5 protein-coding genes are annotated in these 18,440 nt (G+C 66.1%); all 5 read left to right on the top strand.

Going from position 1 to position 18,440, the window contains the following annotated elements; genetic code table 11:
* Positions 1-50 precede the first annotated feature (50 nt).
* The 5 genes from BUQ73_RS18715 to BUQ73_RS18695 all read left to right on the top strand — a co-directional run bounded on the left by BUQ73_RS18715 (position 51) and on the right by BUQ73_RS18695 (position 18,432).
* A complete protein-coding gene (locus BUQ73_RS18715) occupies positions 51-1,028 on the top strand; it encodes a TauD/TfdA family dioxygenase (protein ID WP_079229193.1) in 978 nt (325 codons plus the stop codon).
* Positions 1,029-1,197: 169 nt separating this feature from the next.
* A complete protein-coding gene (locus tag BUQ73_RS18710; RefSeq protein WP_079229192.1) occupies positions 1,198-4,602 on the top strand; it encodes a non-ribosomal peptide synthetase in 3,405 nt (1,134 codons plus the stop codon).
* A 2-nt stretch (positions 4,603-4,604) separates the two neighbouring features.
* Positions 4,605-12,371 (top strand): non-ribosomal peptide synthetase, encoded by a 7,767-nt coding sequence (locus BUQ73_RS18705; RefSeq protein WP_079229191.1) that lies wholly within the window; start codon positions 4,605-4,607, stop codon positions 12,369-12,371.
* Complete coding sequence (locus BUQ73_RS18700) at positions 12,364-16,491, top strand: amino acid adenylation domain-containing protein (RefSeq protein ID WP_161492850.1); 4,128 nt, start codon at positions 12,364-12,366, stop codon at positions 16,489-16,491. Before BUQ73_RS18705 ends, BUQ73_RS18700 begins: the two co-directional genes overlap by 8 nt.
* Before the next feature lie 237 nt (positions 16,492-16,728).
* Positions 16,729-18,432 carry a ShlB/FhaC/HecB family hemolysin secretion/activation protein gene (locus tag BUQ73_RS18695; protein ID WP_079229189.1) on the top strand — a complete coding sequence of 568 codons (1,704 nt, stop codon included), beginning with the start codon at positions 16,729-16,731 and terminating at the stop codon, positions 18,430-18,432.
* The last annotated feature ends 8 nt before the right edge of the window (positions 18,433-18,440 follow it).

The raw sequence follows: 18,440 nt of genomic DNA, 5'->3' as shown, positions 1-18,440 counted from the left end.
ATTCAATTGCTGCTCAGCCCGCTACGGCCCGCCGCCGTAAGGGGGAAGCCATGAGCGCCATACTGGAACTGCTTGCCCGGCCACTGCTGCCCGGCCAGCGCACCCTGCCCCTGCTGGTCGAGGCGCCCCACGCCGGCCTGGACCTCAACGAGGCGCTGGAGCCGATTCGCGAATTGGTCGACCGCCACTTGCTCGACGCCGGTGGCATTCTTTTTCGCGGCTTCGACGTGGGCGGCGCCGAGGCCTTCCGCAGTTTCGCCGGCGGCTTCGGCCACCCGTTGCTGAATTACGAGTTCGGTTCTACCCCGCGAAGCAACGTCACCCAGGGTGTATACACCTCCACCGAGTACCCTGCGCACCAGAAGATCCCGCTGCACAACGAGCAGGCCTACACCCGCGAATGGCCGATGAAGATCTGGTTCTACAGCATGATCGCTGCCGAAAGTGGAGGGGAAACGCCAATCGCCGATAGCCGCGAAGTGTTCCGCCGCATCGACCCGCGCATTCACGAACGTTTCAATCGCCATGGGCTGATGTACGTGCGCAACTTCGGCAATGGCCTGGACGTGCCCTGGGAGCAGGTATTCAACAGCGACGACCCGGCGGTGGTGGAGGCCTACTGCCAACGCCATGCGATCACCTGCGACTGGAAGGATGACGGTGAACTGCGCACCCGCCAGATCTGCCAGGCAGTGGCCCGCCACCCACGTACCGGTGAGGATGTGTGGTTCAACCAGGCGCACCTGTTCCATGTGTCCAACCTGCCGCCCGAAGTGCGCGAGAGCCTGCTGGAAATCGTCGACGAGGAAGACCTGCCACGCAATGTCTATTACGGCGACGGTTCAGCCATCGAAGACTCGATCCTCGACGAAGTGCGCGGCGTGCTGGAGGAGTGCACCATCGCCTTCCCGTGGCAGGAAGGCGATGTGCTGATGCTCGACAACATGCTCGCCGCCCACGCCCGCAGCACCTTCACCGGCAAGCGCAAGGTCATCGTGGCCATGGCCGAGGGGCACGGCGCGGGCTGAGCCGCGCAAGCAGTGCAGCGACCGCCGGCACGTCTTCGGGCGCACCGGCGCGCGGTTGCCAAACGGGCGCCACAGGTTTTGCCAACAGCGCCTAAATGCAAGCCGGAACCATTCGTTCAACAGGTATCGCGGAGCCCAGGGCGGCTCCCATCACCGGTTCGGACGACCTATGAGCACCCTCGATCAATCCCTGAAGCTGGCGCGCCGCTTCATTGAACTGCCGCTGGAAAAACGCCGTGTCTTCTTCGCCGCCCTGCGCGACGAGCAGGTCGATTTCACCAGCTACCCCATCCCCGACTGCAGCGGTGTCGCCGGCCGCGACCAGCTTTCCTACGCCCAGCAGCGCATGTGGTTCCTCTGGCAGTTGGAGCCGGGCAGCGCTGCCTACAACCTGCCAGGGGCCGTGCGCCTGCTCGGCAGCCTGAATCATCAGGCGCTGGACCTGGCCTTTGCCGATCTGGTGCAGCGCCATGAGTGCCTGCGTACCACCTTTGAGGAAGTCGACGGGCAGGCCGTGCAGTGTGTCGGTGACGGTGCGCAGGTGCAGGTTCGCCATGTCGACCTGACCGCCCTGGGTGCGGATCAGCGCCTGCAGCGCACCCGGGAAGAAGTCGCCCGCGAAGCAGGCCAGCCGTTCGACCTGCAGCAGGGCCCGCTGCTGCGGGTAGCGTTGCTGCAATTGGCGGCGGATGAGCATGTGCTGCTGCTGACCATGCATCACATCATTGCCGACGGTTGGTCGATGAACATCCTCATCGAAGAGTTCATGCGCTGCCTGGACGCCCGCAGCGCTGGGGGCCAGGCCCAATTACCGGCGCTGGCCGTGCACTACCGCGACTACGCCCTGTGGCAGCGCAGCTGGATGGAAGCCGGCGAGCAGGCGCGGCAGCTCGACTACTGGCGGGCGCAGCTGGGCGAGGAGCATGAGCCACTGGAATTGCCCACCGACCGGCCACGCCCGGCACAGCCGAGCCACGCCGGCGCGCGCCTGGAGTTCGCCATCGACGCCGAGCTGCGCAATGGCCTGAAGGCGCTGGCCCAGCGCCAGGGCGTGACCTTGTTCGTGGTGCTGCTGGCGGCCTTCAAGACCTTGCTGTACCGCTACAGCGGGCAGGGCGATATCCGCGTCGGCGGCCTGATTGCCAACCGCAACCGCGGTGAGGTCGAGAGGCTGATCGGCTTCTTCGTCAATACCCAGGTACTGCGCAGCCAGCTCGACGGCCGCCAGACCTTCGCGCAGCTGTTGCAGGCCCTGCGTCAGACCGCCCTGGGCGCGCAAGCCCACCAGGAGCTGCCGTTCGATGCGCTGCTGGAGGCGCTGCAGCCCAGCCGCAGTCAGAGCCACAACGCGTTGTTCCAGGTCATGTACAACCATCAGCCGCTGGTCACCGACATCCAGGGCATGCGCCTGGGCTGCGGCCTGCAACTGGCGCATCTTGACGCCGAACAGAGCGTGGCCGGTGCCCGCAGCCATGCCGCCGCCAGTGACCTGATGCTGGAAACCCGCGAGGAAGGCGAACGTTTGCTGGCCGCCTTCACCTACGCCACCGACCTGTTCGATGCCGCCACCGTCGAGCGCATGGCCGGCCATTGGCGCAACCTGCTGCACAGCGTGCTCGCTGACCCGCAATGCCGAATCGGCGAGCTGCAAATGCTCGATGTTGCAGAGTCTCGCCAATTGCAGCATTGGGCACTGCGTGCACCCGCACCGCACGCATCGGCATTGGCCCATCAGCGCTTCCAGGCACAGGCAGCGCGCACGCCCGAGGCGGTTGCCCTGGTGCTGGCCGGCGAAGGGCAGGGCGCCAGCCTGAGCTACGCCGAGCTGGAGCGCCGCAGCAACCGCCTGGCCCAACGCCTGATGCAGTCGGGTGTCGGCCCAGAGACCCTGGTCGGTGTAGCGCTGGAGCGTTCGCTGGACATGGGGGTTGCCCTGCTGGCGGTACTGAAGGCCGGCGGCGCTTATGTGCCGCTGGACCCGCAAGCACCCGGCGAGCGTATTGCCCAGGTGTTCGCCGACAGCGGCCTGCGTTTGCTGCTGACGCAATCGAACTTGCTCGGCCAGCTGCCAGAGGCTGACGGCATCGAGGTCGTGTGCCTGGATCAGGCGCAGGGTGAGCTTGCCGAGCAACCTGAGCATGCCCCACCGGTATCGCTGCAGCCAGGCAACCTGGCCTATGTGATCTACACCTCCGGCTCTACCGGCCGCCCCAAAGGCGTCGCCATCAGCCATGGCGCGTTGGCCGAGTTCTGCGAACTGGCAACTGACTATTCGCGCCTGGCCGCGGAAGATCGTGTGCTGCAGTTCGCCACCTGCAGCTTCGACGGCTTTGTCGAGCAGTTCTACCCTCCGCTGTGCGTCGGTGCCCGCGTGGTGCTGCGCGACAGCCGCCTGTGGGACAGCGCCAGCTTCCTGCAGGCACTGCAGCAGCACGGCATCACTGTCGCCGACCTGCCGGCGGCCTACTGGCACATGCTGGTGCAGGACTACGCCCGCGCTACTCCACAGTCGTTTGCCGGACTGCGCCAGGTGCATGTCGGCGGCGAAGCCATGGCAGTCGATGGCCTCGACCTGTGGCGCCGTGCCGGCCTTGGCGGGGTGCGCTTGCTCAACACCTATGGCCCGACCGAGGCCACGGTAGTGTCAAGCATCCATGACTGCACGGCGCTGGCATCGCAGGATGTGTCCTGGCGCGGCATCCCCATTGGCCAGGGCCTGGCCGGCCGGCGCCTGTGCATTCTCGACGGCGAGATGCAGCCTGTGCCAGCGGGTGCCATCGGCGAGCTGTACATCGGTGGGCCCGGCCTGGCACGCGGTTATCACGGCCAGCCCGCGCTCAGCGCCGAACGCTTCCTGCCCGACCCGGAGGTGCCCGGTGAGCGCCTGTACCGAACCGGCGACCGAGCCCGCTTCGATGCCAGCGGTGCCATTGAATACATCGGCCGAGTCGACCATCAGGTGAAGGTGCGCGGCTTCCGTATCGAGCTTGGCGAAATCGAGATGCGCCTGCAGCAATGCCCAGGTGTGCGCGAGGCGGCGGTGCTGGCCCTGGACATGGCCGGCGGGCGGCAGCTGGTGGCCTATGTGGTCACCCAGGCCGATGGCGCCAGTGACGAAGCGCAGCGCCAGGCGATCCGCGAGGGCCTGCGCGCGACGCTGCCGGACTACATGGTCCCTTCGCACCTGGTGCTGCTGAACAACCTGCCACTGACCCCCAGCGGCAAGCTTGACCGCAAGGCCTTGCCCGCGCCCGACCCGAGCCAGTTGCAGGCCAGCTTCCGCGCGCCGGTCAGCGAGCAGGAGCAACAGCTTGCGGCGATCTGGATGGAAGTCCTGCAGGTGCCCCGCGTCGGTCTCGACGACAGCTTCTTCGACCTTGGCGGGCACTCGCTGCTGGCGGCCCAGGTCATCGCCCGGATCAAGTCCGAACTGAGTGTTGCGCTGCCCATGCGCAGCCTGTTCGAGCGCCCGCACCTGGCCGCCCTGGCTGAAGAGCTGCAGGCCCTCGGCGGCACCGCTGACGAGGACTGGGCCGACATGGAAGCGTTCATGAATTCACTGGAGGAGGTTTGAGCATGACCCGCAACACTACGCTGCGTATCGCCGAGAAGTTCATCGGGTTGCCGCTCGAACAACGCCGTCAGTTCCTCGCCAAGCTGCGCCAGGATGGCAAGGATTTCGGCCTGCTGCCGATCCCGGTCAGCCGCCATGGCCTTGAGGCGATTCCGCTGTCCTACGCCCAGCAGCGGCTGCTGTTCCTCTGGCAGCTCGACCCGCAGAGCGCCGCCTACAACATGGCCGCCGGCCTGCGCCTGCGCGGCGCGTTGGACGCAAGCCGTTTGCAGGGCGCCTTCGACGCCCTGATCGAGCGCCACGAAGCGCTGCGCACGGTGTTCCAGGTCGACGGCGAACAGCCGCTGCAACGGGTGCTGGCTGCGGCGCCTATGGCCCTGCAGCGTATCGACCTCGGCACGGATGACGAGGTCGAGCTGGCGCGCCTGGTAGAGGACGAAGTCGCTCGCCCGTTCGACCTGCTCAATGGCCCGCTGCTGCGCGCCAGCCTGTTCCGCCTGGGCCAGGATGAACACGTGCTGGTGGTGTGCATGCACCACATCGTTTCCGATGGCTGGTCGATGGACGTGATGGTCCGCGAGTTCGTCCAGTGCTACCAGGCTGGCCCCCAAAGCCTGCCGGCGCTGCCGCTGCAGTATGCCGACTACGCCGTGTGGCAGCGCCGCTGGCTGGAGGCTGGTGAGGGCGAGCGCCAGTTGCAGCACTGGCGCGAGCAGTTGGGTGAAGAACACCACCTGCTCGACGTGGCTGCGGACTTCCCGCGCCCGCCCGTGCAGAGCCTCCAGGGCGAGACCCTGAAGTTCGACTTCGGCGGGCCGCTGTCGCAGCGCCTGCGCGAGACTGCCCGGGCCCAGGGCGTGACCCTGTTCATGCTGATGCTGACCGGCTACGCGCTGTTCCTCTCGCGCCATTCCGGGCAGCGTGACATCCGCATCGGTGTGCCCAACGCCAACCGCGGGCGCGAAGAGGTGGAAGGCCTGATCGGTTTCTTCGTCAACACCCAGGTGCTGCGCTGCGTGGTCGACGAGCGCCTGTCGCTGGGTGAACTGCTGGTGCAGGTACGCGAGGCAACCTTCGCCGCCCAGGCCAATCAGGAGCTGCCGTTCGAGCAATTGGTGGAAGTGCTCGCACCGGAGCGCAGCCTTGGCCACAACCCGCTGTTCCAGGCCAAGTTCAACCAGAACGTCGGCGTGCAGAAGCAGACCGCACTGCAACTGCCGGGGCTGGCAGTCAGCGAATATCCGCTGCGCAAGGAAGGCACCCACTTCGACCTCGCCCTGGACGTCACCGACGATGGCAGCCTTGTGCACGGCGAGATGACTTACGCCAGCGATCTCTACCAGCGCACCACCATCGAAGGCTTCATCGGCGCCTTGCGTGAGCTGTTCGAGACGTTGCTGGCCGCACCAGATGCGCCGCTGCATACCCTGGTCAAGGCGCCTGCCCCAGAGGTGGCCAGTCAGCGTGCGCAACCGGCCCTGGTCCTGCAGCGCTGGGAGCAGCAGGTGCGCCGTCAGCCCGATGGCATTGCGGCGGTCTGTGCAGGGCAGGGGCTTGGCCATGCCGAACTGGATAGCCAGGCCAATCGCCTGGCCCATCACCTGCGCGACCTGGGCGTCGCCGCTGGTGCGCCGGTTGCGGTGCTGATGGAGCGCTCGCTGGACTGGCTGGTGTGCCTGTTGGGCATTCTCAAGGCGGGCGGCGTCTACATGCCGCTGGACATCAAGGCGCCGACCGAACGCCTGCAAGGCATGCTGGAGCGCAGCGGCGCGTCGGTGCTGCTTTGCGATTCTGCCGAGGCTCGCCAAGAGGCCTTGGCATCCTCAGGCTGCCAGGTACAACCTTACACTCCGCAGTGCTGGGCTTCGTTGCCGGGTAATGCGCCACACGCCGCGATACTGGCAACTGCACCGGCTTATGTGATCCACACCTCCGGCTCCACCGGCCAACCGAAGGGGGTGGTGGTCAGCCATGGCGCGTTGGCCAGCTATGTCGATGGCCTGCTGCAACGTCTGGACCTGGCCGCAGATGTGAGCATGGCGCTGGTTTCCACCATTGCTGCCGACCTTGGCCATACGGTGCTGTTCGGCGCCCTGTGCTCCGGGCGCACCCTGCATGTGCTGCCGGAGGCGCTGGGCTTTGATCCCGATGCCTTCGCTACCTACATGGGCGAGCAGCGCATTGGCGTGTTGAAGATCGTCCCCAGCCACCTCAATGGCCTGCTGCAGGCGGCCAACGCGGCAGATGTGCTGCCCGAGCATGCCTTGATCGTCGGCGGTGAGGCCTGCTCACCCGCGCTGTACCAGAAAGTGCGCGAGCTCAAGCCGGGCTGCCGCTTCATCAACCACTACGGCCCCAGCGAAACCACGGTCGGTGTGCTGACCCACGAGCTGCAAGGTGAAGCGCCGCACGCGATACCCTTGGGCGCAGCGCTGCCGGGTGCCAGCGTGCGGGTGCTGGACGATGTGCTCAACGTGTTGCCCGCGCGTGTCGCTGGCGAACTGTACATTGGCGGCGACAGCCTGGCGCAAGGCTATCTCGGCCAGGCGGCGCTGACCGCCGAACGTTTCGTGCCCGACCCGTTTGGCGCGCCGGGCACGCGCTTGTACCGCAGCGGTGACCGTGTACATCGCGACAACGCAGGCTTGCTGCACTTCCTCGGTCGTGCCGACGACCAGGTGAAGATCCGCGGTTATCGTGTCGAGCCAGGGGAAGTCGGCCGTGTACTGCGTGGCCTGGCAGGGGTGCATGACGCCGTGGTGCTGGCGGTTGCGCAAGGGGATGATCCGGCGCAGTTGCAACTGGTCGGCTGGTGCGTGCCGGGCAACCCCGCGCTGAGCGCCGAGGCCCTGCGCGAGCAGTTGCAGGCGTTGCTGCCGGACTATCTGGTACCGGCTCATCTAGTGTTGCTGGAACGCCTGCCGCTGACCGCCAACGGCAAGCTGGACCGCCGCGCATTGCCGCAGCCGCAGGTGCAACTCAAGCGCCATGTCGCCGCCAGCACTGCGCTGGAGGAGCAGCTGTTGGCCATCTGGCAAGCGGTGCTCAAGCGTGAAGATATCGGCGTCGAAGACAACTTCTTCGAGCTCGGTGGCGACTCCATCCTCAGCCTGCAGATTATCGCCCGGGCCAAGCGCCAGGGGATCAAGCTCAGCCCGCGCCAGCTGTTCGAGAAGCAGACCATCGCCCAGCTGGCCCAGGTTGCCAAGGTGACTGCTGCAGTGGCCAAGCCCGCTGCTGTTGCACAGGTCGGCGGCAGCATGCCGCTGCTGCCGGTGCAGGCACGCTTCTTCGAGCTGGCCCTGAACCAGCCTGGGCATTACAACCAGGCAGTCATGCTGCAACCGCGCCAGGCGTTGACGGCGAACATCGTCGAGCAGGCCCTGACGCTGCTGGTCAACCAGCACGACGCACTGCGCCTGGCCTTCAGCAATCTGCAAGGCAGCTGGCGTGCCGAGCACCGTGCGGGCGTGCCAGGCGGACTGCTTTGGCATCGTCAGGCGAGTGATGCTGAGCAACTGCAGGCAATCGCAGAAGAGGCGCAGGGCAGCCTTGAGCTTGCTCACGGGCCGTTACTGCGCGCAGTGCTGTGCGACCTTGCCGAAGGTGGGCAGCGCCTGTTGCTGGTAATTCATCACCTGGTGGTCGACGGTGTGTCCTGGCGCGTGCTGCTGGAGGACCTGGAGCAGGCCTGCGTTGCCCTGCTGGCCGGGCGCGCGCCCGCGCTGGCGGAGAAGAGCACGGCATTCAAGGCCTGGGCCGAACGCCTGGTGGGCTGGGCCCAGGAGCCTGCCCGCGAGGCAGAGCTGGCTTACTGGCAAGCGACCCTCACGGGGCACAGCGGCGACCTGCCGGCTGCACGCCGCGACGTCAGCCTGCAGGTACGCGATGCACGCACCGTACGCTGCCGGCTGGCTGCCGACATAACCCAGGGCCTGCTGCAGCAGGCGCCGGCAGCCTATCGCACACAGGTCAACGACCTGCTACTCACGGCCCTGGCACGGGTGCTGTGCCGTTGGACCGGGCAGGGCAGTGCGCTGGTCCAGCTGGAAGGCCATGGCCGTGAGGATCTGTTCGACGGCGTGGACCTGAGCCGCACGGTGGGTTGGTTCACCAGCCTGTTCCCGGTGGCGCTGACCCCGGCCGACGACCCGGCCGGCTCGCTCAAGGCCATCAAGGAGCAGTTGCGTGGCGTGCCCGGGCGCGGCGTCGGCCATGGCGTGCTGCGTTACCTTGGCAGCCCGGCGCAACAGGCGGCGCTGCAAGCGTTGCCGCAAGCGCGGGTGACGTTCAACTACCTCGGCCAGTTCGACCAGGGCTTCGGTGAAGACCGGCTGTTCGCACCCGCCATGGAAAGCGTGGGCGCCACCCTGGCTGCCGACGCGCCACTGGGCAACTGGCTGAGCGTCAATGGTCAGGTATTGGGCGGCGAACTGGAGCTGGGTTTCACCTTCAGCCAGGCGATGTTCGACGAACCGGTGATCGCCAAGCTGGCCGACGACTACGCCTGTGAACTGGCCGCGCTTGTCGCGCATTGCCTCGACAGCCACGCCGGCGGGGCTACCCCGGCCGACTTCCCGCTGGCAGGCCTGACCCAGGCGCAGCTGGATGCGCTGCCGGTCGACCTGCGCCAGGTCGAGAACATCTACCCGCTGGCACCGATGCAGGAATGCATGCTGTTCCACAGCCTGTACGACGGCCAGGCCAGCAGTTACGTCAACCGCCTGCGCCTGAACCTCGACGACCTCGACCCTGAGCGTTTCATCCAGGCCTGGCAGCTGGCGCTGGACCAGCATGAGTCGCTGCGCGCCGGGTTTGTCTGGGAACAGGGCCTGGAAGCGCCACGCCAGGTGGTATTGCGCCATGTCGAGCTGCCAGTCGAGCGCTTCGACTGGGCAGGCGAGGCCGATATCGACGCCCGCCTCGAAGCGCTGGCGCAGGCCGAGCAGGCACGCGCCTTCGACCTTGGCCAGGCGCCGCTGCTGCGCCTGGTGTTGGTGCGCACCGGGCCACAGCGCCATCACCTGATCTACAGCAGCCACCACATTCTCATGGACGGCTGGAGCAATTCGTTGCTGTTCGCCGCCGTGATGCAGGCCTACTCGGGGCAGCCTGCCGCGCTGACGCAGGCCACCCGCAGCGATTACCTCGGCTGGCTGCAGCAGCAGGACCGCGCTGGCGCCGATGCGTTCTGGAAAGCCCAGCTGCTCGACCTCGACGGGCCGTCGCTGCTTGGCGCTACCCGCGATGCCAGCCAGTCCGGGCAGGGCGCGGTGGTGCTGGAACTGGGCGAGGCACTGAGCCAGGCCCTGAAGCACTTTGCGCAGGCACAGCAGGTCACCCTCAACAGCGTGCTGCAGGCTGCCTGGGCGCTGCTGTTGCAGCGTCGCACCGGTCAACGTCGGCCTTGCTTCGGTGCCACCGTCTCCGGGCGCCCGGCGGAATTGCCAGGTATCGAGCAGCAACTGGGCCTGTTCATCAACACCCTGCCGGTGGCCGCCGAGCCACAAGGGCAGATGGCGGTGGGCGACTGGGTGCGTGAGGTGCAGGCGCTCAACCTGCGCCTGCGCGAGCATGAATACCTACCGCTGTATGCCATCCAGGCGGCGGCCGGGCGCAATGGCGAGGCATTGTTCGACAGCCTGCTGGTGTTCGAGAACTACCCGCTGGCCCAGAGCCTGTCGGACAGCAGTGCCGGGTTGCGTCTTTCCGGCCTGGATTATCAGGAATACAGCGGCTACCCGCTGACCCTGATTGCCGAAGCACGCGAACAGATGCAACTGACCTTCGCCTACCAGCGCCAGGTCTTCGGCCATGAGCAGGTGCAGCAAATTGCTGCCGAGCTGCGCCATCTGCTGCAAGGCTTTGCCAGCGCGCCGCAAGCCTTGCTGGGCAGCTTCGGGCTGGTCGATGCGGCGGCTCATTCGCGGATAGTGAAAAGCTGGAACGCCACAGCACGCGAATACTCAGGTACGCCGTATGTGCATCAGCTGTTCGAACAGCGAGTCATCCAACAGCCGCAGGCGCCGGCACTGACCTTCGCCGAACGCACGCTGAGCTACGCCGAACTCAATACCGAGGCCAATCGCCTGGCGCAGTACCTGCGCGGTATGGGCGTGGGCCCGGACGTGCTGGTCGGCATCGCCGCCGAGCGATCGGTGGAAATGGTGGTCGGCCTGCTGGCGATCCTCAAGGCCGGCGGCGCCTATGTGCCGCTGGACCCGGACTACCCGCAGGACCGCCTGGCCTACATGTTCGAGGACAGCGGCATCGCCTTGCTGCTGACCCAGTCGCACCTGCGCGATGGCCTGCCGATTCCCGAAGGCTTGAGCGTGCTCGATCTGGACCGGGCCGAGGCCTGGAACGCTCAGGATGCGCACAACCCGGATGTGCTACTGCACCCGGAAAACCTCGCCTACGTCATCTACACCTCCGGCTCCACGGGCAAACCGAAAGGCGCCGGCAACCGCCATGTCGCCTTGCACAATCGCCTGGCCTGGATGCAGGAGGCCTATCAGCTCAGCGCCAATGACAGCGTGCTGCAGAAGACGCCGTTCAGCTTCGATGTGTCGGTGTGGGAGTTCTTCTGGCCACTGATGGAAGGCGCACGCCTGGTCATGGCGCTGCCCGGTGACCACCGCGACCCGGCGCGCCTGGCCGAGCTGATCACCCGCGAGCAGATCAGCACGCTGCACTTCGTGCCGTCGATGCTGCAGGCCTTCGTCGGCGATGAAAACGCCGCCCGCTGCACCTCGCTGCGACGGATCATCTGCTCCGGCGAAGCACTGCCGGTGGAGCTGCAACGCCAGACCCTGGCGCTGCTGCCGCAAAGCGGCCTGTACAACCTGTACGGCCCGACCGAAGCGGCCATCGACGTCACCCACTGGACGTGCGTCGAAGAAGGCAAGGATGCCGTCCCGATCGGCCAGCCGATCGCCAACCTGCAGACCTACGTGCTGGACGGCGAGCTGAACCCGGTCAGCCCTGGCGTGACCGGTGAGCTGTACCTGGGTGGCATTGGCCTTGCCCGCGGTTACCACCGCCGCCCGTCGCTGACTGCCGAGCGTTTCGTCACCAGCCCGTTCGTTGTTGGCCAGCGGCTGTACCGCACCGGCGACCTGGCGCGCCAGCGCGAGGACGGCGTGATCGAATACGCCGGGCGTATCGACCACCAGGTGAAGATCCGCGGCCTGCGCATCGAACTGGGCGAGATCGAAGCGCGCCTGCAGGAACAGGATGCCGTGCGCGAAGCCGTGGTAGTGGCCGCCGAAGGTCAGCTGGTGGCGTATCTGGTGGCCGAGCAGGCCGACAGCCTGGCGGCGATCAAGGCGCACCTGGCTGCCGTGCTGCCGGACTACATGGTGCCAAGCCAGTGGGTGCTGCTCGAGCGCATGCCGCTGTCGCCCAACGGCAAGCTCGACCGCAAGGCACTGCCCAAACCGGCGCTGGGCCAGTCCCGGCGCGAGTACCTGGCGCCGCAGAGCGAGCTGGAGCAACGCCTGGCTGCCATCTGGCAGGAGGTGCTGAAGGTCGAGCGGGTTGGCCTTAACGACAATTTCTTCGAACTGGGTGGGCATTCGTTGCTGATGGTGCGCCTGGTTTCCCGGATCAAGACCGAGTTTTCCGTCGAATTGCCGATCCAGGATGCCTACCTCGCCGACGACCTTGGCGCCCTGGCTGCCCTGGTGTCGCGCAACGCGGGCCCGGCAGAACAAGACTACGACGCCATTTTTGACGCGTTGGACGAACTGGAGGCATTTGATGCTTAAGCAAGGGACCCAACAGGGCAATGAGCTGGTCCAGCGGATCAGCGGGCTGGGCCATGACAAGCGCGTGGCCCTGTTCAAGCGCCTGCTGGAAAAAGGCATCGACCCGGGCCGCCTGCCCATCGTCGCGCTGGCTGAAGGCGATGAGCCACGCCTTTCCCATGCCCAGCAGCGCCAGTGGTTCCTCTGGCAGCTGGACCCACAGAGTGCCGCCTACAACATGCCGGCAGCGTTGCGCCTTGAAGGCCCACTGGACCTTGCCGCGCTGCAGAGGAGTTTCGATGCGCTGGTGGCGCGGCACCAGCCGCTGCGCACCACCTTCGAGGCAGCCGAAGGTGAACCCCTGCAGCGTATCCACGCTGCAGCCCCGGTGGCGATCGAGCACGTGGCCTTGCCAGGCGCCGACGACCAGGCCATCGCCGCGGCGGTAAGTCACGAAGTGGTGCGGCCCTTCGACCTTCAGCGTGGCCCGTTGCTGCGGGTGCTGTTGCTGGAAATCGGCGCGACGGACCGGGTGCTGGTAATCACCCAGCACCACATCGTCTCCGATGGCTGGTCGATGCAGGTGATGATCGGGGAACTGATCCAGCTTTATCAGGCCGCCTGCGAAGGCCGCGAGGCCAACCTCCCGGCGCTGGCCATTCAGTACGCCGATTTCGCCGCCTGGCAGCGCCAGCTGCTTGAAGCGGGCGAGGGGCCGCGGCAGTTGGCCTATTGGACGGAGCAACTGAGCAATGCCCCTGCGGTGCTGGAACTGCCCACCGATCGACCACGCCCAGCTGTGCCCAGCCATCGTGGCCAGGCGGTGACCGGCACGCTGGACGAGCCGTTGCGTCAGCGCCTGGTCGCCCTGGCCCAAGCGCACGGCTGCACGTTGTCGACTGTGCTGCTGGCGTCGTTCCAGCTGCTGCTGCGCCGTTACAGCGGCCAGAACGATGTCTGCGTGGGCATGCCGTCGGCGGGGCGCAACCGGCCAGAGGTGGAGCCGCTGACGGGTTTCTTCGTCAACACCCTGGTATTGCGCGGTCGGCTTGAAGATGGCCTGACCACCGCGCAGCTGCTGCACGACACCCGCACCACCTTGCTCGCCGCCCAGGCCAACCAGGACCTGCCTTTCGAAGCGCTGGTCGATAGCCTGGTGGCGCATCGCGATCTCAGCCACAACCCGCTGTTCCAGGTCATGTTCAACCACCAGGTGATGGGCGATGACCTGGGGGCTTCGGCGCTTGCCGGCTTGTCGATGACCCTGCTGCCCGCGCCGACCTCGCGGGCCAAGTTCGACCTGGCACTGGACACGCAGGAGCATGGCGGTCAGCTCAGTGCCAGCTTGAGTTATGCCACTGACCTGTTCGATGGCGCTACCGCCCAGCAGATGTTCGCCCATTGGCAGAACCTGTTGTGGCGCATGAGCACCGAGCACGACAAACCGCTCGCCGAGCTGTGCATGCTGAGCAAGGCTGAACGCAACTGGCAGCTGGAGGATTTGAACCCTGGGCTGGGCATGGCCGCCGAAATGCGTACCGTGCACGGGCTGATACAGCAACAGGCCCACCTGCGCCCCAACGCCCCCGCGCTGGTCGTGGCGGGCAGGCAGCTCGATTACCAGCAACTCAACCAGTGGGCCAACCGGCTGGCGGCGCGCCTGCACGAGGCGGGTGTAGGCCCGGAGGTGCGCGTGGGCATAGCGCTCGAGCGCTCTGTCGAAATGCTGGTTGCCTTGCTGGCCGTGCTCAAGGCCGGCGGCGCCTACGTGCCACTGGACCCGACCCACCCGCGCGAGCGGTTGAGCTACATGATCGAGGACAGCGGCGTTGCCCTGGTGCTGGCCCAGCCCCATCTGCTGGCCGAGCTGCCACTGCCTGCCGCTGTCGCAGTGTTGCCGGTCAGCGCGGATGGCGCCGAACTGCAAGGTTACCCGGCGCACGATGCCCATTACCCGGTGGCGGCGGGCAACCTGGCCTATCTGATCTACACCTCCGGCTCCACCGGCCGGCCGAAAGGCGTGGCGGTCACCCACGGCCCACTGGCCATGCACTGCCTGGCCATTGCCGAGCGCTATGGCATGACCCCCGAAGACCGCGAGCTGCAGTTCGCCTCGATCAACTTCGACGGCGCCCATGAGCGCTGGCTGGTGCCGCTGGTTTCCGGTTCGATGCTGATGCTGCGCGACAACGATGCCTGGGATGTCGAGCGCAGCGCGCGCGAGATTGCCGAGCATGGCATCACCATTACCTGCTTCACCCCCAGCTACCTGCAGCAGCTGGCCGAGCATCTGGGCGAGGCGGGTGCAGACTTGCCCATTCGCTCTTACACCGTGGGCGGCGAAGGCACCAGCCGGGCCACCTTCGAGCAGATCCAGCAGGTGCTGCGCACACCGCGCATCATCAATGGCTATGGCCCGACCGAGACCGTGATCACGCCATTGCTGTGGGCGGTTCACCTGGGCAGCGGGTTCGATGCGCAGTACATGCCGGTGGGCACGCCCGTCGGCGCGCGTTCCGCCTATGTGCTGGGCAGCGACCTGCAGCTGTTGCCAGCTGGCGTGCCCGGCGAGCTCTACATCGGCGGTGAGGGGTTGGGGCGCGGCTACTACCAGCGCCCGGGCCTGACCGCCGAGCGTTTCGTCGCCGACCCGTTCGGCCCGACAGGTGGCCGCCTTTACCGTACCGGCGACCTGGTGCGCCTGCGCCATGATGGTGTGGTCGAGTACCTTGGCCGGGTGGATCATCAGGTCAAGGTGCGCGGTTTCCGCATCGAACTGGGCGAAGTGGAATCGTGCCTGATGGCCATGGATGAAGTGCGTGAAGCGGTGGTCGCCGTGGCAGGCGAAGGGCGTGGTTCGCGCCTGGTGGCTTACCTGGTGCTGGCGCCGGGCCTGCAGTGGGATGCCGCGCTGCGTGGCCAGGTGCTTGCCCGGTTGCGCCAGGCCTTGCCGGAGTACATGGTGCCCGCGCACCTGCTGGTGCTGCCAGCCATGCCATTGAACCCCAACGGCAAGCTCGATCGGCATGCCTTGCCAGCCCCCGTGCTGGACCGTTCCGAACACTACCGCGCGCCGGTCACGCCATTGGAGGTGAGCCTGGCGAAGCTCTGGGGCGAGCTGCTGGATGTGGAAGAGGTCGGCCTTGATGACAGCTTCTTCGAACTGGGCGGCAACTCGCTGCTGGCCATGGAACTGGTACGCCGGGTGCGGGTGGCAGCGCTGGATGGGTTCACCATGACCCTTCGCGATCTGATGACCACGCCGCGTATCGGCGAGTTGGTCGGGCGCCTGCAAAGCGCTGCCAGCCAGCCCCCGATGCTATTGCTGAACACCCCGAAGCAGGGCGCCACACCGCTGTTCTGCCTGCATGGCGTGCATGGCTCGGTGTTCGACTACCTTCCGTTGGCCAGGCGGCTGCAGCCGCAATGGGCGGTGCACGGCATCCAGTGCCGCATGTTGTTCAATGCTGCCTGGGTCGACGGGGATGTCGAGTCGATGGCGGTCGACTACTGCGACTACATCCGCGCCGTGCAGCCACAGGGGCCCTATTACCTGCTCGGCTGGTCGCTGGGTGGCGCCTTGGCGTTGCAGGTGGCGCGTGAGCTGGAGGCACAGGGCCAGGCGGTGGCCTTCGTCGGGCTGCTGGACAGCTACTTGCCGCAGGCCGACCAGCAGCAGCCCTGGGATGAGCGCTTGTTGAGCCTGCTGCTGGCGCTGGGCGCCGATGCGGACGCTAGCCGAGCACTGTGCTGTGGTTGGCAGGGCCCCGGCAAGGATGAGCGACTGCTGTTAGGTGAGCCAATGGCGGCCGTGCTTGGCACCTTGTCGTCGCCAGTGTTGGTCGATCTCGCCATCGCCGAGCGGGTTGCTTTCGTGCGTACCACGCTGCAACTGGACCGAGTAGCGATGGCCATGAAGGCATTGCCAGGCACTCGAGTGAAACCCACCTGCTGGTGGGCGGCGGGGCGCGAAGTGGCGGCGCGGTCAAGTATCGATGGGCACTACGGCACGCCACTGCGGCACCTGAGCAGCGACCGGGGCCATTTCGAACTGCTGCAGGACGGGCAGTTGATCGAGGATGTAGCCTCGCTATTGCAGGGTATTGGCGTCGAACGCCAAGAGGCGGCACTCGCGGTCTGATCCTTAGCGCTGGTTCTCGACAGTTATAGCGGTACTGCGACAAACAAAGCAGTCATACGCGACCACGGCCTCCTACAGGAGGCCGCGGTCCGCTTCAGATCTTCGTGCATGCTCGACGCACCCATCACACGTGTCATCCCAGGCGCGTCCGTTGAGCGCAATTTTCTTGACGTCATTTTTCCATCTAAATAAGATTTCCCGCCAATGATGGCCAAATGACATATACAAGGAAGTTACATGCAGTTTCACCACCTCGTGATGAGGTTGTGCTTCATGGCCTTGGGGCTGTGCGCAGCTCAAACCACCTTTGCAGCTACCCCGGGCGAGCAGGACCTGATTCGTGATCGACAGGACCGTTTGCTGCAAGAGCAGCAGCGCCGCCTGGACGAACTGCGCGACCTGCCAGGCCAGCAAGCAACACAGCCAGCCGCGCCGACGGCCGCTGACACACGCTGTTTCCCCGTCGATACCATCGAGATCAAGGGTGCCGACAGTCTGTCCAAAGCCGAGCGGGAGCGCCTGGTGCAGCCCTGGCTTGGCCAATGCCTGGGCGTGTCGCAGCTCAATGCCTTGCTCAAGGCCATCACCGACCATTACCTGGCTATTGGCCAGGTCACCAGCCGTGCCTACCTGCCGCAACAGGACCTGACCACCCGCCACCTTGAAATACAGGTGGTGGAAGGGCGCCTGGAAGGCCTCAAGAGTGGCGATGACAGCGGCCTCTCGGCGCGTGAGCTGGCCATGACCTTTCCTGGCACGGTCGGTGAGCGGCTCAACCTGCGGGATATCGAGCAGATGGTCGATCAGCTCAACCGCCTACCGTCCAACCAGGCGAAGATGGAGCTGATGCCTGGCAACACCGTAGGCGGCAGCACCGTTGATGTGCGCAACACCCCGACCAAACCTTGGCGGGCCAGCCTGTCACGTAACAACGAAGGGCAGCGCGCCACCGGCGAACAGCAATGGGGTTATGGCCTGGAATGGGACAGCCCGCTGGGCTTGGCCGACCAGTTGCTGGTCCGTGGCGGCCATGACGCTGTCAGCGACCATCAGCACACCTCCCATAGCGAGATGCTCAACTACAACCTGCCCTGGGGCTGGTGGAACTTCAACTATGCCTACAGCCAGAGCGCCTACCGCTCCCAGGCCGTGGCCAACAACTTCGCCTTCAAACAGACCGGTGATACCCAGAACCACCAGTTTCGCGCCGAGCGGGTGATCTACCGTGACAGCGTTTCGAAGACCGCATTGAATACCGGTTTGGCCTACCTGCGTTCGAACAACTACATCGAAGACAGCCGCCTGAAGAACAGCAGCAACCGGCTCAGCGAAGCGCAGTTCGGCATCAACCATGGTCGGCGTATCGGCACTGCGTTCGTCAACCTCGACCTGGGGATGCAGCAAGGCATCGGTGCCTTCGGTGCCCAGCCCCGGCAGACAGACACCCCCGGCGATCCAGACGCGCGCTACCGCAAATACACCCTCACCTTCAGCTACCTGCAGCCGTTTGCGTTGTGGGGCGAACGCCTGAGCTTCAGCAGCCTGTTCACTGGGCAGCGCAGCGAGGATCCGCTGTTCAGCCCGCAGCGCATGAGCCTGGGCGGGTTGTCTTCGGTGCGAGGCTACAAGGACCAGTTCCTGACCGGGGACAGCGGTGGCTACTGGCGCAACGACCTGCGCTGGAGCCGCCCGATGCAACTTCAGTGGCTGCGCCCGCTACTCGCCGAGTATGGCGCCAGCGTCGGCTACGACCAGGGCGTGATTCGCCACGACCGCTTCAGTGGCGACCAGCACGGCCGAGTCTCCAGCCATTCCCTGGAACTGTTCGCCCGCAGACAGCACCTGGCCGCCAGCGTCACCTTCGCCCATTCACTCGAACGCCCGGATGCCATCACCGAGCGCGAGTCACCCATCTACTTCCGGCTGGATCTGCTGCTGTAAGCGCTGCC

Source organism: Pseudomonas putida (assembly GCF_002025705.1).
In the GTDB taxonomy this organism is placed as follows: Bacteria; Pseudomonadota; Gammaproteobacteria; order Pseudomonadales; family Pseudomonadaceae; genus Aquipseudomonas; species Aquipseudomonas putida_J.
This window is presented reverse-complemented; position numbering and strand designations above follow the sequence as displayed.